Source organism: Aureimonas sp. SA4125 (assembly GCF_019973775.1).
Taxonomy (GTDB): domain Bacteria; phylum Pseudomonadota; class Alphaproteobacteria; order Rhizobiales; family Rhizobiaceae; genus Plantimonas.
Genome location: NZ_AP025032.1, coordinates 4030653 through 4049789, shown reverse-complemented (window position 1 = coordinate 4049789; position 19137 = coordinate 4030653). Strand labels below are relative to the sequence as shown.

The 19137-nt window shown below is 67.5% G+C and carries 23 protein-coding genes; 17 read left to right on the top strand and 6 right to left on the bottom strand.

Annotation, left to right across the window (positions count from 1 at the left end):
• The first annotated feature begins 12 nt into the window (after positions 1-12).
• The 6 genes from urtB (at position 13) to Sa4125_RS19140 (ending at position 5806) form a co-directional block, all read left to right on the top strand.
• A complete protein-coding gene (gene urtB / locus Sa4125_RS19165; protein WP_224008023.1) occupies positions 13-1596 on the top strand; it encodes an urea ABC transporter permease subunit UrtB in 1584 nt (527 codons plus the stop codon).
• On the top strand, positions 1593-2768 hold the full coding sequence (urtC, locus tag Sa4125_RS19160) for an urea ABC transporter permease subunit UrtC (protein ID WP_224000571.1): 1176 nt from the start codon (positions 1593-1595) through the stop codon (positions 2766-2768). Before urtB ends, urtC begins: the two co-directional genes overlap by 4 nt.
• Positions 2769-2974: 206 nt before the next feature.
• Positions 2975-3751: an urea ABC transporter ATP-binding protein UrtD gene (urtD, locus tag Sa4125_RS19155; protein ID WP_224008018.1), complete on the top strand. Its 777-nt coding sequence runs from the start codon at positions 2975-2977 to the stop codon at positions 3749-3751.
• A gap of 134 nt (positions 3752-3885) precedes the next feature.
• Complete coding sequence (urtE, locus tag Sa4125_RS19150) at positions 3886-4581, top strand: urea ABC transporter ATP-binding subunit UrtE (RefSeq protein ID WP_224000569.1); 696 nt, start codon at positions 3886-3888, stop codon at positions 4579-4581.
• Between the two features lie 133 nt (positions 4582-4714).
• Positions 4715-5479, top strand: a complete 765-nt coding sequence (locus Sa4125_RS19145; protein ID WP_224000567.1) for an urease accessory protein UreD — start codon at positions 4715-4717, stop codon at positions 5477-5479.
• Between the two features lie 24 nt (positions 5480-5503).
• Positions 5504-5806: an urease subunit gamma gene (locus Sa4125_RS19140; protein ID WP_188854642.1), complete on the top strand. Its 303-nt coding sequence runs from the start codon at positions 5504-5506 to the stop codon at positions 5804-5806.
• Between the two features lie 183 nt (positions 5807-5989).
• On the opposite strand, the gene Sa4125_RS19135 is transcribed toward Sa4125_RS19140, so the two are convergent.
• Complete coding sequence (locus Sa4125_RS19135) at positions 5990-6226, bottom strand: hypothetical protein (RefSeq protein WP_224000564.1); 237 nt, start codon at positions 6224-6226, stop codon at positions 5990-5992.
• A gap of 290 nt (positions 6227-6516) precedes the next feature.
• Here Sa4125_RS19135 and Sa4125_RS19130 point away from each other — a divergent pair, with 290 nt between their 5' ends.
• Together Sa4125_RS19130 and Sa4125_RS19125 are read left to right on the top strand one after the other, a co-directional pair.
• Entirely contained in the window at positions 6517-7104 is a 588-nt protein-coding gene (locus Sa4125_RS19130; RefSeq protein ID WP_224000562.1) for a HupE/UreJ family protein, read from the top strand.
• 5 nt (positions 7105-7109) lie between these two features.
• Entirely contained in the window at positions 7110-7415 is a 306-nt protein-coding gene (locus Sa4125_RS19125) for an urease subunit beta (RefSeq protein WP_224000560.1), read from the top strand.
• 92 nt (positions 7416-7507) lie between these two features.
• Here Sa4125_RS19125 and Sa4125_RS19120 read toward each other — a convergent pair whose 3' ends face one another.
• Both Sa4125_RS19120 and Sa4125_RS19115 read right to left on the bottom strand, forming a co-directional pair.
• The gene (locus tag Sa4125_RS19120; RefSeq protein WP_224000551.1) at positions 7508-8038 is read right to left on the bottom strand and encodes a hypothetical protein; all 531 of its coding nucleotides are present in this window, start codon (positions 8036-8038) and stop codon (positions 7508-7510) included.
• A 263-nt stretch (positions 8039-8301) separates the two neighbouring features.
• A complete protein-coding gene (locus Sa4125_RS19115) occupies positions 8302-8739 on the bottom strand; it encodes a hypothetical protein (protein ID WP_224000549.1) in 438 nt (145 codons plus the stop codon).
• A gap of 166 nt (positions 8740-8905) precedes the next feature.
• Between Sa4125_RS19115 and ureC the strand changes: the two genes are divergently transcribed.
• The 9 genes from ureC to Sa4125_RS19070 all read left to right on the top strand — a co-directional run bounded on the left by ureC (position 8906) and on the right by Sa4125_RS19070 (position 16085).
• Complete coding sequence (gene ureC / locus Sa4125_RS19110) at positions 8906-10618, top strand: urease subunit alpha (RefSeq protein ID WP_224000541.1); 1713 nt, start codon at positions 8906-8908, stop codon at positions 10616-10618.
• Positions 10619-10677: 59 nt separating this feature from the next.
• A complete protein-coding gene (locus Sa4125_RS19105) occupies positions 10678-11166 on the top strand; it encodes a DUF29 domain-containing protein (protein ID WP_224000539.1) in 489 nt (162 codons plus the stop codon).
• Positions 11167-11631: a DUF29 domain-containing protein gene (locus tag Sa4125_RS19100; protein WP_224000536.1), complete on the top strand. Its 465-nt coding sequence runs from the start codon at positions 11167-11169 to the stop codon at positions 11629-11631.
• Positions 11628-12101, top strand: a complete 474-nt coding sequence (locus Sa4125_RS19095) for a DUF29 domain-containing protein (RefSeq protein WP_224000534.1) — start codon at positions 11628-11630, stop codon at positions 12099-12101. The genes Sa4125_RS19100 and Sa4125_RS19095 overlap by 4 nt, the downstream gene beginning before the upstream one ends.
• A 4-nt stretch (positions 12102-12105) precedes the next feature.
• Complete coding sequence (locus Sa4125_RS19090; RefSeq protein ID WP_224000532.1) at positions 12106-12597, top strand: urease accessory protein UreE; 492 nt, start codon at positions 12106-12108, stop codon at positions 12595-12597.
• Positions 12563-13276 (top strand): urease accessory protein UreF, encoded by a 714-nt coding sequence (locus tag Sa4125_RS19085; RefSeq protein ID WP_224000530.1) that lies wholly within the window; start codon positions 12563-12565, stop codon positions 13274-13276. The genes Sa4125_RS19090 and Sa4125_RS19085 overlap by 35 nt, the downstream gene beginning before the upstream one ends.
• Positions 13273-13905: an urease accessory protein UreG gene (gene ureG / locus Sa4125_RS19080; protein WP_224000528.1), complete on the top strand. Its 633-nt coding sequence runs from the start codon at positions 13273-13275 to the stop codon at positions 13903-13905. The genes Sa4125_RS19085 and ureG overlap by 4 nt, the downstream gene beginning before the upstream one ends.
• A gap of 2 nt (positions 13906-13907) precedes the next feature.
• A complete protein-coding gene (locus Sa4125_RS19075) occupies positions 13908-15245 on the top strand; it encodes an 8-oxoguanine deaminase (protein WP_224000526.1) in 1338 nt (445 codons plus the stop codon).
• Between the two features lie 132 nt (positions 15246-15377).
• Positions 15378-16085 (top strand): DUF1868 domain-containing protein, encoded by a 708-nt coding sequence (locus Sa4125_RS19070; RefSeq protein ID WP_224000524.1) that lies wholly within the window; start codon positions 15378-15380, stop codon positions 16083-16085.
• Positions 16086-16162: 77 nt separating this feature from the next.
• On the opposite strand, the gene Sa4125_RS19065 is transcribed toward Sa4125_RS19070, so the two are convergent.
• The 3 genes from Sa4125_RS19065 to puuE are packed head-to-tail and all read right to left on the bottom strand — an operon-like array spanning position 16163 to position 19124.
• Positions 16163-16690, bottom strand: a complete 528-nt coding sequence (locus tag Sa4125_RS19065) for an ureidoglycolate lyase (protein ID WP_224000516.1) — start codon at positions 16688-16690, stop codon at positions 16163-16165.
• Positions 16687-17703, bottom strand: a complete 1017-nt coding sequence (gene alc / locus Sa4125_RS19060) for an allantoicase (protein ID WP_224000514.1) — start codon at positions 17701-17703, stop codon at positions 16687-16689. Before alc ends, Sa4125_RS19065 begins: the two co-directional genes overlap by 4 nt.
• Positions 17700-19124 (bottom strand): allantoinase PuuE, encoded by a 1425-nt coding sequence (gene puuE, locus Sa4125_RS19055; RefSeq protein WP_224000505.1) that lies wholly within the window; start codon positions 19122-19124, stop codon positions 17700-17702. Before puuE ends, alc begins: the two co-directional genes overlap by 4 nt.
• Positions 19125-19137 lie beyond the last annotated feature (13 nt).

Below are 19137 nucleotides of genomic sequence, written 5' to 3'. Positions count from 1 at the left end.
GGCCTGATGTGGATGGCCGCGGCCGCCTTTCCGGGTCTGGCCTCTGCCCAGGATGCGGCGAGCGCCGCCCCGATCATCTCGGAATTTGCCGGCAAGAATAGTTTCGACGAAACCGAGGCGACGGTGCGCAAGCTTGCGGCGACAGGCGATCCTGCCGTCGCCCTCGTCCTGAATGCGCTTGCTGCGGGCGAACTCTTCTATCGCGCCGACGGCAGTGTCGTGATCGCCCGCGGCAGGGCCGATCCGGCCGGGATTCTCGACCCCTATACCGGCGCGCCCCTCGGCACCGCAGCCGTCGCCGACCTTGAGAAGGTCCGCGTGAAGAATTCGATCCGCGTCGTCGTCGCCGACGCACTGGGAACGCTCACCCTCGGCTCGCCCGATCCCGAGCGCCGCCGCGCCGCCGCGATGAACCTGTTCACCTCGGCGACGCCCGAGCAGGTCGGCGTGCTCGACGCGGCCATCGCCAAGGAGGACGTCGCCAGCGTCAAGGTCAGGCTGGAGCAGGCGCGCGCCGCCGCCGTGATCAAGTCCGACCGGCCGGTGGCCGAAAAGCTCGCGGCCATCGACCTGATCGCTGACCGCGGCGACCGCCAGTCGCTGGTGGTGCTGGGCGAGATCCGCGCCGCCGAAGCTTCCGAGCTGACAGTTGCGGCCACCGCCGCCGCCGAGGCGATCGAGCAGAACATCGCGCTATGGGGCTATGCCCAGAACGTCTGGTACGGAATGTCGCTCGGCTCGGTGCTGCTCTTGGCCGCCATCGGCCTTGCCATCACCTTCGGCGTCATGGGCGTCATCAACATGGCGCATGGCGAGATGGTGATGCTCGGCGCCTACACCACCTTCGTCGTCCAGGAGGCGATCCGGACCCATGCGCCCGGACTTTTCGACTGGTCGCTGCCGATCGCGCTGCCGCTGGCCTTCGCCGTCTCCGCCTCGGTGGGTCTCGTCATGGAGCGCTTCCTCATCCGCTTTCTCTACGGGCGGCCGCTGGAGACCTTGCTTGCGACCTTCGGCGTGTCGCTGATCCTGCAGCAGGGCATCCGGACGATTTTCGGCCCGACCAACCGCGAGGTCGGCAATCCCTCCTGGATGTCCGGCGCATTCGACATCGGGCTGATGTCCGTGACCTGGAACCGCGCCTGGATCATCGTCTTCTCCGCCGTGATCTTCTTTGCGCTCCTCGCCGCGCTGAACCGCACGGCGATGGGCCTGCAGATGCGCGCCGTCACCCAGAACCGCAAGATGGCCTCGGCCATGGGCATCCGCACTCCCTGGGTCGACGCGGCGACCTTCGCGCTCGGCTCGGGCATTGCGGGCATTGCCGGCGTCGCGCTCAGCCAGATCGACAACGTCTCGCCCGATCTCGGTCAGGGCTACATCATCGACAGTTTCATGGTCGTCGTCTTCGGCGGCGTCGGCAATCTCTGGGGCACGCTGGTCGGAGCGATGTCGCTCGGGATCGTCAACAAGCTGCTGGAGCCCTATGCCGGCGCGGTACTCGGCAAGATCGTCGTGCTCGTCCTCATCATCCTCTTCATCCAGAAACGACCGCGTGGCCTGTTCGCCCAGAAGGGGAGGTTCGTGGAGGCATGATTTTCGCCAGATTCCTTGGGGCGCGCGTCTGGTTCATCGTTCTGGCGCTGGTCGCCGCCGCGATCCTGGTGCCCCTCGCCAATCAGTGGCTGCCGCAGGATAGCGCCCTGCACATTCCCTCCTATGCCGTGCCGCTGATCGGCAAGTATCTCTGTTACGCGCTGCTGGCCCTCTCGCTCGATCTCGTCTGGGGTTATGTCGGCATTCTGAGCCTTGGCCACGGCGCCTTCTTCGCGCTCGGCGGCTATGCCATGGGCATGTATCTGATGCGTCAGATCGGCACGCGCGGCGTCTACGGCAATCCGGTGCTGCCGGACTTCATGGTCTTCCTGAACTGGAAGGAGTTGCCGTGGTTCTGGCACGGCTTCGACCAATTCTGGTTCGCCGCCTTGATGGTCTTCCTGGTGCCGGGGGTGCTGGCCTTCGTCTTCGGCTATTTCGCCTTCCGCAGCAGGGTCACCGGCGTCTATCTCTCGATCATCACCCAGGCGCTGACCTATGCGCTGCTCCTCGCCTTCTTTCGCAACGATATGGGCTTCGGCGGCAATAACGGCCTGACCGACTTCAAGGAAATCCTCGGCTACAGCGTCCAGGCGGATTCCACCCGGCTCGGCCTGTTCGTGGCGAGTTGCGCCGCGCTCGGGCTCGGCGTCGTCCTCGTCGGGGCGATCACCCGCTCCAAGCTCGGCAAGCTGATGCTGGCCGTGCGCGACGCGGAAAGCCGTACGCGCTTCCTTGGCTGGCGGGCAGAGCACGTGAAGCTCTTCGCCTTCACCGTCTCGGCGATGATGGCGGGCTTGGCCGGGGCGCTCTACGTGCCGCAGGTCGGCATCATCAATCCCGGCGAATTCGCGCCGGTGAACTCGATCGAGGTCGTCGTCTGGGCGGCCGTCGGCGGCCGCGGCACGCTGCTCGGCCCGGTCGTGGGCGCCCTCCTCGTCAATGCCGGCAAGAGCTATTTCACCGCCGCGGCGCCGGAATTCTGGCTGTTCGTGCTGGGTTCGCTGTTCGTTTTCGTCACGCTCTTCCTGCCGCGCGGCATCGTCGGCACCTTCGATGCGGGCTGGGGCAGCATGCGGGCGCGGCGCCTGTCGAAGAGCGCGGAGAAGGGCATCGGCGACAGCCGGGCCGCCACCATGGCCGGCGATGCGGCCCCGAGCGCGGCGGAGTGAGCGTAATGACCGAGGAGAGCGCGGCACGGCGCGAGGCGGAAAGGCAGGCGGAGCGGCTGCGACAGGCGCAAGGCTTGCAAGTGACAGAACCGGTGCAGGGCCCGGCCTCTCCGGCGGCGCCCGGCTTGACCTTGCCGGCCGCCGTCGTCCGGGCCAATCCGGGCGATCCTTTCGTCTCGCCCCACCCCTATGCGACGCAGCGGGCGCTGGCAGCCAGGAACGCGCCGAGCGACGTTACGGCGCGGCGCGAGACGCTGCTCTACCTCGACGGCGTGTCGAAGACCTTCGACGGCTTCAAGGCGATCAACGGCCTGTCGCTCGTCGTCGCCCGGGGCGAGATGCGGGCGATCATCGGCCCCAACGGCGCTGGGAAGACGACGATGATGGACATCATCACCGGCAAGACCCGGCCCGACAAGGGCGACGTCTACTTCAAAGGCGACATCGACCTCACCCAGCACGACGAGGCGGACATCGCCTCGATGGGCATCGGGCGAAAATTCCAGAAGCCGACCGTCTTCGACAGCCACACCATCGAGGACAATCTGCGTCTCGCCATGGCCGGCCCGCGCGGCGTGCTCGCGACGCTGTTCCACCGCAACACGGCGGCCGAGGCGGCCGGGATCGAGGACATCCTGACGACGACGCGCCTTGGCGACAAGCGCAAGACGCTCGCGGCCGATCTCAGCCATGGCCAGAAGCAGTGGCTGGAGATCGGCATGCTCCTGGCGCAGGACCCCGAGCTCCTCCTTGTCGACGAGCCTGTCGCCGGCATGACCGACGCCGAGACCGAGGAGACCGCGCGCCTCTTGAAGGACATCGCGAAAACCCGCTCGGTCGTCGTCGTCGAGCACGACATGCATTTCGTCCGGGCGCTCGGTGTGAAGGTCACCTGCCTGCACGAGGGCTCGGTGCTGGCCGAAGGCACGCTCGACGCCGTCAGCGCCGATCCGCGGGTGGTCGAAGTGTATCTCGGGCGATGAGGGTGGGCGCCCGGTTGGACGCCGTCGAGTCTGTACATTTCTGTGCGGCTGTCGGGGCAAGGAATGTCGACTCTTCGACGGCAAGCGCGGAAACGCTCCGTTCGGGCGGGCCGGCCACTGCAAAGGACCAACCCATGCTGAACGTCTCCAATGTCGACCTCTATTACGGCGCGGCGCAGGCGCTGCGGGGCGTGTCGATGCAGGCGAAGAAGGGCGAGATCACCTGCGTTCTCGGGCGCAATGGCGTCGGCAAGACGAGCCTTTTGCGTGCCGTCGTCGGCCAGCAGCCGATCCGGTCCGGCGAGATCGCGCTCGACGGCCATCCGCTCGGTCGCGAGGCGCCCTATACCCGGGCGCGGCGCGGCATCGGCTTCGTGCCGCAGGGGCGCGAGATCTTTCCGCTCCTGACGGTGAAGGAAAATCTGCAGACCGGCTTCGCGCCGCTGAAACGCGGCGAGAAGGTGATCCCCGACCACGTCTTCGAAATGTTTCCGGTGCTCAAGTCGATGCTCGGGCGGCGCGGGGGCGATCTTTCGGGCGGGCAGCAGCAGCAGCTCGCCATCGGCCGGGCGCTGGTGACGCGGCCGACCCTCCTCGTCCTCGACGAGCCGACCGAGGGAATCCAGCCTTCGATCATCAAGGACATCGGGCGCGCCATCCGCTATCTGAAGGAGCAGTCGGGCCTCGCCATTCTCCTCGTCGAGCAGTATCTCGACTTCTGTCAGGAACTCGCCGACAAGGTCTACATCATGGATCGCGGCGAGATCGTCTTCGAGGGCGTGGCCGAGGATCTCAGTCGCCCGGAGGTTCGCAAGCATCTCACCGTCTGACGCTTCCATCGCCGATGCCCTGTCGCCCGCCGCGCCGTCCGCCGCCGAGAAGCCGCGGCCGGCCGCCTGGGATCCCCTGCTGCCGCAAGGCGAGACGGTCGAGCCGTCCATGCAGAGGGCGAAGGGCCGTGCCATGGCGGAGTTTCGCTTCACGGCAGGCCGCTCGCGAATCGCCCGGCTGCATCAGGCCGGCTGCCTGAAGCTGCGCTTTCCCCGCACGCCAGGTCCCGCGGCGGAGGCGATATTGATCAATTCCTCCGGCGGCCTCACCGGTGGCGACAGGCTCGCCGTCGACATTTCCGTTGGCTCGGGCGCGAGCCTCAGCCTGACGACACAGGCCTGCGAGCGCGTCTACCGCGCGTCGAGAGGCGAGGCGCGGATCGAGACCGGCGTCACTGTCGCCGCCGAGGCGGACTTCCTCTATCTCCCGCAGGAGACGATCCTCTTCGACGGCGGCGCGCTGGCACGTCGGCTGGATGTCGATTGCGCCGCGTCGAGCCGGGTGCTGCTCGTCGAGAGCGTCGTCCTCGGCCGCACGCTCATGGGCGAAACGGTGGTGGAGGGAAAGCTGTCCGACCGCTGGCGCGTGCGCCGCGACGGGCGCCTCGTCTTCGCCGAGCAACTGCTGCTGGACGGGCCGGTCGAGGCGATCGCCGCGGCGGCAGCCGGGCTTGGCGGCGCCAAGGCGTTTGCCACCGTCATGGCGCAGCTGCCGGACGGCGAGGCACTCCTCGGGGCCCTTCGCGACATCATCGGCCCCGATGGCGGCGCCAGCGCCTTCGACGGTCTCGTCGTCGCGCGGCTCGTTGCCGGCAGCGGATTTCTCCTGCGCAAGCGTCTCGTTCCCGTGCTCGCCACGCTGGCAAAGGCACCGCTTCCGCTTGTATGGTCGCTTTGACGTGTCTTTGAAGAGAGCAAGCCGATGCAGTTGACGCCGCGCGAAAAGGACAAGCTGATCGTCGCCATGGCCGCCGAAGTCGCACGCAAGCGGCTGGCGCGCGGCGTCAAGCTGAACCATCCGGAAGCCATCGCGCTGATATCGGACTATGTCGTCGAAGGCGCCCGTGATGGGCGCTCGGTCGCCGATCTGATGGAGGCGGGCGCCCACGTCGTCACGCGCGACCAGGTGATGGAGGGGATCGCCGAGATGATCCACGATGTCCAGGTCGAGGCCACCTTTCCGGACGGCACGAAGCTCGTGACGGTCCACGAGCCGATTCGCTAAGGCGTCTTATCGCCAGCCTCGATCTCATGGAGCATGATCCCGGAAGGTGGGTTCCGGCTTTCGGAAAAGATCATGCGAGGACAAGGACCTAAAGCGGGTCGGCGATTCGAAGAAAAGCCATCCCGCTTTAGCCCGGTGATGGGGAGGGGCGCGATCAGGATCGTCAGCGGCCACCAGGCAGGATCAGCGTTGTCCCGAGGCGGCGTCGGCGACCTGCAGACCGGGGGGCATGGATCGGGCATCCGAATGGCCGATGCGATGATAGGTGCCGTCGACCACGGAATAGTAGACCGGACCGCGGACGCCATCGATCGTCGCCGTGCGGATGTGGTTCGGCTCGATGTCGCCGCAGAGGCTGACCGCGAGGGTTGCCATCGTCGCAGCACCGGCTGCCTGCAGGATTCGAGTGCGGATGGTCATGCGTGTCCCTGTGTCTCGTCCGGTTCGGCGACCCGTCCCGGGTGGCCATGCAGTGCTGTGGACGAGCATGGCGCTTTCCGGTTGAGGGACCCTTGAAGGAACCGCGACAATGCCGCGCCTCGGGCGGTATCTCGCTTTCCAAGGCTTCGAAACGGTTAAGCGCTTTGACAGCCGCCGGCCGTTCTTCCACAATGGCACCGCACCGCCGCAGAGATCTGTTGTCCTGTGCCGCAATGCGAAAAGCGGGCGCGACCCAAATCCGGGCGCCCATGTTGACCGATGAGGAACAGATGTCGAAACGTTTAGCTCTCGCTGCCGCCGCCCTTCTGGCCGGTGCCGCACCCGCCTTCGCCCATGTCGGCACGCAGGCGCACAGCTCCTTTCTTTCCGGGTTCGCCCATCCGCTATCGGGCCTCGACCATATCCTGGCGATGGTCGCGGTCGGTCTCTGGGCCGCGCAGCTTGGCGGACGGGCGCTCTACGCCGTCCCGGCTGCCTTCGTCGGTGCCATGGCCCTCGGCTTCATCCTCGGCGCTTCCGGCCTCGCGCTTCCTTTCGTCGAGCCGGCGATCCTCGCTTCCGTCATCGTCCTCGGCCTCGTCGTCGCGACCGCCGTCCGCGTGCCGCTTCTGGCGAGCGCCGGGCTCGTCGGTCTGTTCGCGCTGGCGCATGGCGCTGCGCACGCCAGCGAGATCGGCACTGCCGGTGCACTGAGCTTCTCGCTCGGCTTCGTTGCGGCGACAGCGCTGCTGCATGGCGCCGGCATCGGTCTTGGCCTGGTCGCCGGACGTGGTGTCGGCCAGAGGGCTGGATCTGCACTCTCCCGCACGCTCGGCGCCGGCACGGCCATCGCCGGCGTCGCGCTGATGATCGGCTGACGCCGGTGATCCCCGGCGAGGTGATCGCGGCAGAAGGCGAGATCGTCCTGAACGAGGGCTCGCCGGCGACGACGATCGAGGTCTCCAATACCGGTGATCGGCCGATCCAGGTCGGTTCGCACTATCACTTCGCCGAAACAAATCTGGCGCTGGCCTTCGACCGCGAGATCGCGCGGGGGCAGCGTCTCGATATCGCCGCGGGAACCGCGGTGCGCTTCGAGCCGGGACAGACCCGCGCGGTTTCGCTCGTGCCGCTCCGGGGCGAGCGACACGTATACGGCTTCAACGGCAAGGTGATGGGGGCGCTGTAGCCCCCATTTCCGTTGATCCCGCCTCACATCTGAGGCGCCGCCCGGACCTGACGTACGGCCCAGATATTACGCACCGCAAAGGCGGTGTGCCGTCAGTTTCCGTTGGCCTTCGGCGTTGCCCCTGGCTCGGCGTCCAGCGCGCCGCGAATGGCCTCGACGTCGACCGCGATGGGCGGGGCAGCGATGCGGTAGTCTTCACGCTGACCCGATCCTGCAAGGCCGCCCGAGCTGGTCGCTCCCGCAGCCGAGCCAGACGTCTCGCCGATCGTGCTGGCGGCTCCCGCATCGCCGGACCGCGCGATCCCGTCTACGCTTGTCGAGTTGATCGTGCTGGATCCCTCTGTGGCGACCCCGGTGCTCGACGATCCGGAGTCTCCGTTCGCCCCCGACAGATCCGCCGGCGAACTCGTCGAGATACCCGTCCCCGTGCTGCCGGTGACGCCCGTCCCCGTCGCGCTGCCGGCAGTGGTGCCAAGCTGCGGATTGACGGCGTTGCCCGGCAGGATCGTCGTCGACGTACCGGTGCCGCTCGAGCCAGACAAGCCGCTGCCGGCACTGCCGGCGCCTGTGCCGCCCGTGCTGCCGGAGAGACCATTGCCGGAAGCCGCCGGGCTTCCGGTCACGCCGGTGCCGCCCGCGCTGCCAGAGGCACCGGAGCCCGATCCCCCGGATCCGGCACTTCCCGAGCTCCCGCTCGACTGGGCAAGGGCTGACGATGCGCTCAAAAGAACGATTGAGGCAGCGAGGGCAATTTGCGATGCGCGCATGATATCTCTCCTGTGGTGTCGTGCTTGGCGCTTCTCTGGCGCCGTCGGTGAGCGACACGTTCAGGTTCCCAACTCGGCGGCATGGGCAGCCGTTCCGACGAAAGGCGACGGGCGGTCGTCTATGGCTCGTTCACGATTCGGGCACGGCCGCCCCGGCTGCCGCGGCTGAAGCTGCTGCCGCGCGTCACCGAACTTTGGCCGATCGCCGCGGGTCCGCCGCGGGCAAAATCCCCGGCGCTGGTCGGATCGATATCGGAGCGGCCGGCGCGGGCGGGGTTGGTCGTCTTCCTGCCGATGCCGCGAGGCACTTCGGGCGTGATGTAGCTGTCGTCGAAATCCCGGCCATAGGCACGCTCCTCGGCCGTGTCGCCGAACACCCGGGCGTTCGGGATCCTGTTGCCGCGCGGCAGTTTCGGCGCGCCGACGATACTGGCGCCTGCCATCGAGGTGCCGGTCGGCGTGCCGGGGGGGCCCGGTTCGAACGCCTGCGCCGCCGCCTCGCCGGTGCCGAGGGCAAGGGCGAGGAGCCCTGCGGCTGCGATCATCTGTCTGGTCATCGACTGCGTCCTTTCGCCGGACGCCTGAAAGCACCCTCCGCATTCAAGATGGGGTCTCTGCAGGCTTTGACAAACTCCCGGCTTTGCGATCCGAATGTCTTCGGCGCTGCAACAGGGACGGCGCCATGCCGCCGATCGCCGCGGCGCATTGCCAAAAGAGGTCGTCATGCCTGCCAGAATTTCCCGCTCCTCCTATGCCGCGATGTTCGGTCCGACGACCGGCGACAAGGTGCGTCTTGCCGATACCGAGCTGTTCATCGAGGTGGAGAAAGATCTCACCACCTATGGCGAGGAGGTGAAGTTCGGCGGCGGCAAGGTGATCCGCGACGGCATGGGCCAGTCGCAGAAGAGCCGGGCCGAGGGCGCCGTCGACACGGTGATCACCAACGCCCTGATCCTCGACCACACCGGCATCTACAAGGCCGACATCGGCCTGCGCGACGGCCGCATCCACGCCATCGGCAAGGCCGGCAATCCCGATACGCAGCCGGGCGTCACCATCGTCGTCGGCCCCGGCACCGAGGCGATCGCCGGCGAGGGCAAGATCGTCACCGCCGGCGGCTTCGACAGCCATATCCACTTCATCTGCCCGCAGCAGATCGAGGAGGCGATGTATTCGGGCATCACCACCATGCTCGGCGGCGGCACCGGGCCGGCACACGGCACGCTCGCGACCACCTGCACGCCCGGTCCCTGGCATCTCGCCCGCATGCTGCAGGCGGTCGACGGCCTGCCGATGAACATCGGCTTTTCCGGCAAGGGCAATGCCTCGCTGCCGGCGGCCCTCGAGGAAATGGTGCTCGGCGGCGCCTGCGCCCTGAAGCTGCACGAGGACTGGGGCACGACGCCGGCGGCGATCGACTGCTGCCTGTCGGTCGCCGACGCCCACGACGTGCAGGTGATGATCCACACCGACACGCTGAATGAATCGGGCTTCGTCGAGGACACGGTCGGCGCCTTCCGCGGCCGCACCATCCACGCCTTCCACACTGAGGGCGCCGGCGGCGGGCATGCACCCGACATCATCAAGGTGTGCGGCCTGCCGAACGTCATCCCGTCCTCGACCAACCCGACGCGGCCCTACACCATCAACACGCTCGAGGAGCATCTCGACATGCTGATGGTCTGCCACCATCTCGACGCGTCGATCCCCGAGGACATCGCCTTTGCCGAAAGCCGCATCCGCAAGGAGACCATCGCGGCGGAGGATATTCTGCACGACCTTGGCGCCTTTTCCATCATCGCCTCGGACAGCCAGGCCATGGGCCGCGTCGGCGAGGTGATCATCCGCACCTGGCAGACCGCCGACAAGATGAAGCGCCAGCGCGGGAGCCTTGCCGGCGAGACCGGCGACAACGACAATCTGCGGGTCCGCCGCTATGTCGCGAAATACACCATTAACCCGGCGATCGCGCAGGGGATGAGCCGCGAGATCGGCTCGGTCGAGGTCGGCAAGCGCGCCGATCTCGTCGTCTGGGATCCCGCCTTCTTTTGCGTCAAGCCCTCGCTGGTGCTCCTCGGCGGGATGATCGTGGCCGCGCCCATGGGCGACCCGAACGCCTCGATCCCGACGCCGCAGCCGGTGCATTACCGACCGATGTTCGGCAACTTCGGCAAGGCGCCGGGCGCCATCGGCGCCACCTTCGTCTCCAAGGCCGCCCTCGACGACGGGCTGCGCGCGCGCCTTGGCTGCGACAAGACGTTTCTCGCCGTCGAGAACACCCGCGGCGGCATTTCCAAGGCCTCGATGATCCTTAACGATGCCGTGCCGCACATCGAGGTGAACCCGGAGACCTACGAAGTGCGCGCCGACGGCGAGCTTTTGACCTGCGAGCCGGCGACGGTGCTGCCGATGGCGCAGCGCTATTTCATGTTCTAGGATCGGCTCATGGGCCGCGCCCCGGCGCAAACGTCGCTTTTGCCAAAGGAGCCGAACCGGTGTCCCGTCCGCTTGGTCTCTCCCCGGAATCCTCGGCGCTGCCGCGCGCCGGGGCGGACTATGCAGAGGACTATTTCGCCTGGACTCAGGATCAGGTCGCAGCTCTCAAGGCCGGTCGGCACGACCGGCTCGATCTGGAAAATCTCGCCGAGGAGGTCGGGGACTTGGGGCGCTCGGTCAAACGCGAGATCGCCTCGCGTCTCAATGTGCTGCTCGTCCATCTCCTGAAATGGCGGTTTCAGCCAGCTTTCCGATCGTCTAGCTGGACGGGCACGATCACCGAGCAACGCGGCCAGATCCTTGACGATCTCGACGAGAGTCCGAGCTTACGGCCCTATCCAGCCGCAAGGCTCGGTCGCGAATACGCGGTGGCGCGTCTGAAGGCGGCCGGCGAGACGGGAATGCCCGAAGCGGCCTTTCCGCCGGACTGCCCTTTCGCTCTCGCCGACATCCTCGACCGGAACTTCTTCCCCGAGGCGGAGGCGTAAATGTCAGATGCCCTGAAAGCGCCGGTGCCGAGCCTCTACGAGACGGACCTCTATGCCTGGTCGCAGGACCAGTCGGCGCGGCTCCGGGCTCAGGCAACGACCTCCCTCGACTGGGAGCATGTCGCCGAGGAGATCGAAAGCGTGGGAGAGTCGGAGCGCAGCGAGATCGAAAGCCGGATGGCGGTGCTATTGACGCATCTGCTGAAATGGCAGTTTCAGCCCGAGCGGCGGTCGAACAGCTGGCGCGGGACGATCCACGAGCAGAGGCGTCGCATCAACCGGCGGATCCGGCGTAGTCCCAGCCTGAGAGGGCATCCGTTGGAAGTGCTCGACGAGGAATATGCGATCGCTCGCTGGAATGCGGCAGGCGAGACGCGGTTGTCGCCCGATACCTTCCCCGCCGACTGCCCGTTCACGGTCTCCCAGATCCTCGACATGGGCTATCTGCCAGGCGGTGACCAATGACCGCGAAGCCTCAACCCTCACTCTACGACGCGGACTTCTATGCCTGGACGCAAGCGCAGGCGGGGCGGTTGAGAGCAAGGTCGGGCGAGGGCGGCGACATCGACTGGGAGAATGTCGCCGAGGAGATCGAGAGCGTGGGGCGGAGTGACAAACGCGAAATTCGCAGTCGGTTGAAGGGCACCTTCCAATACCTCTTGAAGTGGCAGTTTCAGCCAGAGAAACGACAGGAGGGATGGCTATCGACGCTGTCTGAACAACGGCTCCGCTGGGACATGATTATCGACGATAGTCCCAGCCTTCGCGGATTTCCCGCCGGGGCCTTGGCCGGCGCCTACAAGCTGGCCGTGTTCGAGGCCGTCGAGGCGACCGATCTGGAAAAGGCGACTTTCCCGTCTTCCTGCCCCTACACGCTTCCCCAGCTTCGCGACTCAGGATTTCTGCCGGGTCGTCCACAGGACCTTCCGAGGTAGTCCCATGATCCGCGCGACCGAGATCCACGCCCGCGAGGCGCACTTCCACCCCGACGACACGATCACGCTCGACGAGATGCAGCGCCATCGCCGCCGCATGGCGATGGTCTCCGACGGCGGCATCGCTTTCCTCCTCGACCTGGCCGAAACCGTGCGGCTGCGCGACGGCGACGGCATCGGGCTCGACGACGGGCGGATCCTGCGCGTCAAGGCGAAGGACGAGCCGCTCTATGTCGTGCGCGGCCAGAACGCGACGCATCTCCTGACGCTCGCCTGGCACCTCGGCAACCGCCATCAGGCGGCGCAGATCCTCGAGGACCACATCCTGATCCGCCGCGAGCCGGTGCTGCGCGAAATGCTGGAGGGCCTTCATGCAAGCGTCATCGAGCTCGACGCGCCCTTCGATCCCGAGGGCGGCGCCTATGGCGGTGCGCATGCAGCCCCTCACGACGACGCGCCCCATGACGGTCACGCTGTCCCGCATGCCCATGAATGAGTTGCAGGCGCCCGGTTCCTCGGCGCTGCTGCGGCTGATGACCTGGCTGTCGCCGGCCTTTCCGGTCGGGGGCTTTGCCTATTCGCACGGGCTGGAATCGGCGATCGCGGAGCGGCGTGTCGCCGATGCCGCAACGCTGTCGAAATGGCTCGAGACGCTGCTGCTGCGTGGCAGCGGCTGGAACGATCTCGTGCTGTTCGCCGAAGCGTTTCGTGCGGCGAAAGATCTGGATTCCACCCGGATGGCGGCGGTGTGCGAACTGGCGCTCGCGCTCGGTGGCTCGATGGAGCGACGGGCCGAAACGCAGGCGCTCGGCGCAGCCTTCGGCGCGGCCGCGCAGCCCTGGCATGACGCTGCGGCAACGACGGCAGACCTGCCGGACGCGCCATATCCGGTCGCCGTCGGGCGCCTGGCGGGCGTCGGCGACATCGCGCTGCTCGACGCCCTCACCGCCTATGCCCACGGCTTCTGCGCCAATCTCGTCGCGGTCGCGACGCGGCTCGTTCCGCTCGGGCAGAGCCAGATGGTGCTCGTTCTCCACGCTTTGGAGCCCGTCCAACTTTCGGCCGCCCGGCGTGCCGAGGGTTCGACGCTGGACGATCTCGGCTCCTCGTCTTTCCTCTCCGACATTGCCGCGATGCGGCACGAAACCATGACAACAAGGCTTTTTCGCTCATGACGTCACACAACGGACCCCTCCGCGTCGGCATCGGCGGCCCCGTCGGTTCGGGCAAGACCACTCTGGTGGAGAAACTCTGCAAGGCGGCGCGCAGCAGCTGGTCGATCGGCGTCGTCACCAACGACATCTACACCCGCGAGGACGCCGAGGCGCTGGTACGGCTGCAGGCGCTCTCCAGCGACCGCATCATCGGCGTCGAAACCGGCGGTTGCCCGCATACCGCCATCCGCGAGGACGCTTCGATCAACATCGCCGCGATCAAGCAATTGCGGGCCCGCCATGCCGATCTCGACCTGGTCCTGGTCGAATCGGGCGGCGACAATCTCGCCGCGACCTTCTCGCCCGATCTCGTCGACCTCTCGATCTACGTCATCTCGGTCTGCCAGGGCGACGACATTCCAAGAAAGGGCGGGCCGGCGATCACGCGGTCGGATCTTCTCGTCGTCAACAAGACCGATCTCGCGCCCTATGTCGGGGCCGACCTCGAGCGCATGCACGCCGACACCGCGCGCGGCCGCAAGGATCTGCCGACGGTGTTCGCCGACCTGTCACGCGGCCAGGGCCTTGCCGACATCCTCGCCTTCCTCGTTGCGCAGGGAGGCTTGCCCGCGATCGCCGCTGCGGCCTGACGATGGCTCGGCTGTTCTTGAAGAACCCGCTCGGCATCCTGGCGGAAGGTGCCGAGGGCGGGATCGTCGTCGAGGACGGCCGCATCGCCGAACTGGTTCCCGCGAGTGCGGCCCCGTTGGGGCCCGTGGACGAGACGTTCGACGCCTCTCGCCACGTCGTGCTGCCGGGCCTCGTGAATGCCCATCACCATTTCTACCAGACCCTGACCCGCGCCCATCCGGCGGCAGTGGACAAGGAGCTGTTTCCCTGGCTGACCAGCCTCTACCCGATCTGGGCGCGGCTCGATCCCGACGCCTTCCGTCTTTCGGTCCGGCTCGCTTTGACCGAGCTCCTGATGTCCGGCTGCACGACCGCTGCCGATCACCACTATCTTTTCCCGAAAGGGCTCGAGAACGGCATAGACATCGAGGCGGAAGAGGCGGCGAGCCTCGGCATAAGGGCGACGCTCACCCGCGGCTCGATGAACCTTTCGCAGAAGGACGGCGGTCTGCCGCCCGACGGCGTGGTGCAGGACGAGGACACGATCCTGGCCGACAGTGAACGGCTGATCGCCCGATACCACGACCGCGCCGAAGGCTCGATGCTGCAGATCGCGCTTGCGCCCTGCTCGCCCTTCTCGGTGACCAAGAGCCTGATGGTGCAGAGCGCCGAGCTGGCCGAGCGCGAGGACTGCCGGCTGCACACCCATCTCGGCGAGACAAAGGACGAGAACGACTACTGCCAGAAACTCTTTGGCTATCGCCCGCTCGACTATCTGGAGGAGGTCGGCTGGCTCGGGCCCCGGACCTGGCTCGCGCACGGCATCCACTTCACCACCGAGGAATGCGCCCGCCTCGGCCGCCACCGCGTCGGCATCTGTCATTGCCCGACTTCCAACGCCGTGCTCGCTTCCGGCTTCTGTCCGGTCGAGGGACTGATGGCCGCCGGCAGCCCGGTCGGCCTCGGCGTCGACGGCTCGGCCTCGAACGATGCTTCCAACCTCATCGAATCCGCCCGTCATGCGCTGATGGTCGGTCGGTTGCGCACGCAGTCCGCGGCGGCGGTCACCTCACGCGACGTGCTGCGCTGGGGCACCGAGGGCTCGGCCGCCTGCCTCGGCCGGAGCGACATCGGCCGCATCGTCGTCGGCCTGCAGGCGGACCTCGCGCTGTTCGCACTGGACGAGCTGCGCTTCTCCGGCGCGCACGATCCGGTCGCCGCGCTCGTCCTCTGCGGCGCGACGCGGGCCGACCGGGTGATGGTCAAGGGAACGTGGCGCGTCGTTGACGGCATGCCGCTGGGCGTGGACGTCGCGCGGCTGCGGGCCGAGCACGGGGCGGCGGCGGCGCGTTTCGCCTGAGCCGGCGGCGGCGTCCACCTGCCGCCGGAGGGCGGTTGCCGGCCGTTTCCGCCATATCGTCACATGATTGTCAGGTCGCACGCGTATCCGGGTCGCCTCATCCTGGGCGCTCCGGGACGCCCGGAGACTGCCATGCCGACGACCCACCCCTCGCTCGATCGATTCAGAAGAGTCCGTCATCCGGGCCCGCCGCCACGGCTCGGCAGCCGCTACGACGCCGAGGGGCAGTTTCTGCCCGAGCACGGCAATACCGTCGTCTGCCACCTTGTCGAAGGCTCGTCCTCAGAGGCCGCGGTGATCGGCGCCCGGTCCCGCATCATGGCCTTGGCGCCGGCGGGAAAGCTCGCCTTCACGCCTCCGGGCAGCCTGCACATGACGCTGTTCGAAGGCGTTCTGGAGACCCGCCGCACCCCTTCCGCCTGGCCGCAGGACATGCCCTTCGACACCTCCATCGACGCGTTGACGTCGTATTTCCTCAGGCGACTCGAAGGCTTCGAGGGCCATGGCGCCTTCAAGGTCGCTGTCGTCGGCGTGACGCCGAACGGACTGAAGCTCGCAGGCGCCAGCGCGAAGGACGAGGCGGTAATGCGCGCCTGGCGCGACGCCCTGACGGTTCCCTTCAGCTATCGCCAGCCGCAGCATGACGACTACAGCTTTCACATGACCTTCGCCTACATGATCGACTGGCTCGAGGACGACGATCTCCCTGTCTGGGAGGCGGCGCTTGCCGCCGAGCTGCTCGCGCTGCAGCGCGACACCCCGATGCTCGACCTGCGCCCGCCCGCTTTCTGCCGCTTCGCCGACATGACGCATTTCGAAGAGTTGCTGGTGCTTGGCTGAGGCAATGGCCGGCAGCGGCCGTCGAGGTCTGTGCCCGCCCGTAGGAGCCCACGGGTTCCGTGAAAATCCGGCAGGCTCTACAGTGCCTCGATCCGAAACGGGGCCGCGTAGAACGCCTCCTCCAGATTGTTTCCCTCGCCGCCGCGGTCGATCACCAGGAAGTCGCTCATGGCATCGATCGAGACCAGCGGGTGGTGCCAGGTGTTGCGGCCATAGTTCACGCCCTGGCCGCCGCGGGCGACGAAGGCGACCGGCTTGCCCGGCCTGCCGCCCTCGTCCGGCGCCACGACGATCAGGAAGGGCCGGTCGTGCAGCGGCACGAAGGCCTGGCTGCCGAGCGGGTGGCGCTCCATCATGGCGATTTCCAGCGGCAACGAGAACGGCTTGCCGCGGAAGATGTTGACCAGCGGGCGGCCGCCCTCGGCCGCGACGTCGATCTTGGCGAGGTCGTGGAAGCGCGTCGTCGTGCCGCCATTGATCAGCCGGATCGAATCCGCATTGTCGGGCTCGATCACCTGGCCGAAAGGCTCGAAGCCGAGCAGCGTCAGCGGCTCGGCGACGAGGAGGCGGGGTCCTGCCGCCCGCTCATCGTCCGGCGGGATCATGCTTTTCGGCCAAAGAGGCGGAGGCGCGAGATCCCGCCATCGGGATAGATGTCGAGACGCACATGGGTGACCGGCCCCGCATCGGCCGCCGGCGTGAATTCCGCGATGGCGTCTGCGGCAAGCTTCGTTTCGCCGAGAAGCAGGGGCCAGGCGGCGCTCGCCGCCTCGATCTCGGCGGCCGCGGGGTCGGCGTCGAGACGGATCGCCTTCAGCGAGAAGCGATCGGGAAAGTTGCCCTTGAAATGGCGGGTGTCGATGTGGATCCGCTCGACGGTGCCGGCATGGCCGAGTTTCAGGACGCACCAGTCATTGCCCGGCCGGCGGCGGCGGGCGGTCTCCCAGCCGTCGCTCATCACGGGCGCGCGGCCGGGCGCCAGCATGTTGGCGGGCGCGCCGTAATGCGCGTCGTTCCAGGCGATCGCCGTGCCGCCGTTTTCCAGCGCCACGAGGTCGACTGTCGCGTCGGCGGAAACGGTCGACCAGTCCTTGTCCACCGTGCCGTAGACGCGCAGCCGGGCAACGCCGCCATCGGGATAGATGTGGAGGCGCAGCCAGCCCCAGCTGCGGTCCGACGCCGTCTCGATGACGTGGTGGCTATCGCCCTTCAAGGCCCGGCGCTCGACCAGCACGGACCAGTCGCCCTCTCCGGGTTCGCCCGGCGTGTCGGCGACCTCGATCATCGCTTCGGGCGGAAAATTGCCGGTGAAGAAGGCCGTGTCGATGTCGACGGCATGGATCCGGCCGCGCTGTCCGAGTTTGACGATGCAGAAATCGTGGCCCGCGACGCGCTTCCGGCGCGACTCCCATCCGTCCATCCATTTGCCGTTGTCGTCGAACCGGTCGGGATAGAAGACCGGTGCCTCGGGGGCGATAAGCCGGCTCTTGTCGGCGAAGAAATCGTCGCTGGCGTGGGTCACGACGGTGCCGAGGCGGGGATGGGCAAGGTCGATGCTGCGCTTCAGGAGCGCCTCGGCCTCTTGTGCCGGGGCGGCGGTGATGAAGCGGTCGCTCATGCTGTGTCTCCGAAAAGGCTCTGGATGCGAAGGGTGGCGATGCGCTCGACCTCGCGCGCCGCCTTGGCCCGCTCGGTCTCGGGATCGTTGTCGAGGCGGGCCTCGAAGGCGGCGAGGATGTCCTCCTTGGTCCTGCCCTTCACCGCGACGATGAAGGGGAAGCCGAAGCGCTGGACATAGCGGGAGTTCAGTTCCTCGAAGCGGGCGAGTTCAGCAGGTGTAAGCCGATCGAGTCCGGCCGAGGCCTGTTCGTTCGACGACTCCGCGGTGAGTTCGCCCGCGAGGGCCAGACGGCCCGCAAGATCGGGGTGGGCGCGCAGAACGCCGAGGCGTTCCAGGTGGCTTGCCCGGCGGAAGGCGGTGGCCATGGCGCCGGCCAGCCCCGCGGCGCTGTCGTGCGCGGCGGAGAGGCTACGATCAAAGGCGCGCTCGGCGACGAACGGCGAATGCTCGAAGACGCCGCCGAACGTCTCGACGAACACGTCCCGCGCCATCCGACTCGGCTTGAGGCCCGGCGCGTAGGGAAAATGTTCGCGCCAGTGGCGGGCGATGTCGACGCGCCTGGCGACCCAGACGTCCGGCTTCGAGCCGACATAGTCGAGGAAGCGGGCGAGCGCCGCGGCTCGGCCGGGGCGGCCGACGAGTCGGCAGTGGAGGCCGATGTTCAGCATCTTCGCCGCGCCGGCCTGCCCTTCGGCATAGAGCACGTCGAAGGAATCCTTGAGATAGGCGAAGAACTGGTCCCCCGAATTGAAGCCCTGGGGCGTCGCAAACCGCATGTCGTTCGTGTCGAGCGTATAGGGCAGGACGAGGAGCGGGCCCGACGGCGTCTCCTGCCAATAGGGCAGGTCGTCGGCATAGGCGTCGGAGGCGTAGAGGAAGCCGCCCTCCTCGGCAGCGAGATCGAGACTGTGGACGGAGGAGCGGCCGGTGTACCAGCCGGTCGGGCGCGACCCCGTCACCGCCGTGTGGATCTCGATCGCCTCGCGCATGTGGGCGCGCTCGTCCTCATAGGAATAGTCGCGGTAGTCGATCCACTTCAGCCCGTGTGAGGCGATCTCCCAGTCCGCCTCCCGCATCGCTGCGACCTGCTCGGGGCTGCGCTCCAGCGCCGTCGCGACGCCATAGACCGTCACCGGCATCGCCCGCTCGGTAAACATCCGCCACAGCCGCCAGAAACCGGCGCGCGCGCCATATTCGTAGATCGACTCCATGTTCATGTGGCGCTGCCCGATCCAGGGCGCGGCGCCGACGATCTCCGACAGGAAGGCTTCCGAGGCCGCGTCGCCATGGATCACGGCATTCTCGCCGCCCTCCTCGTAGTTGACGACGAACTGCACGGCGATCCTGGCGCCATCCGGCCAGCGCGGATCGGGCGGCGTGCGGCCGTAGCCGCGCATGTCTCGGGGATAGGGGGGCATCGTTGTCAATCCT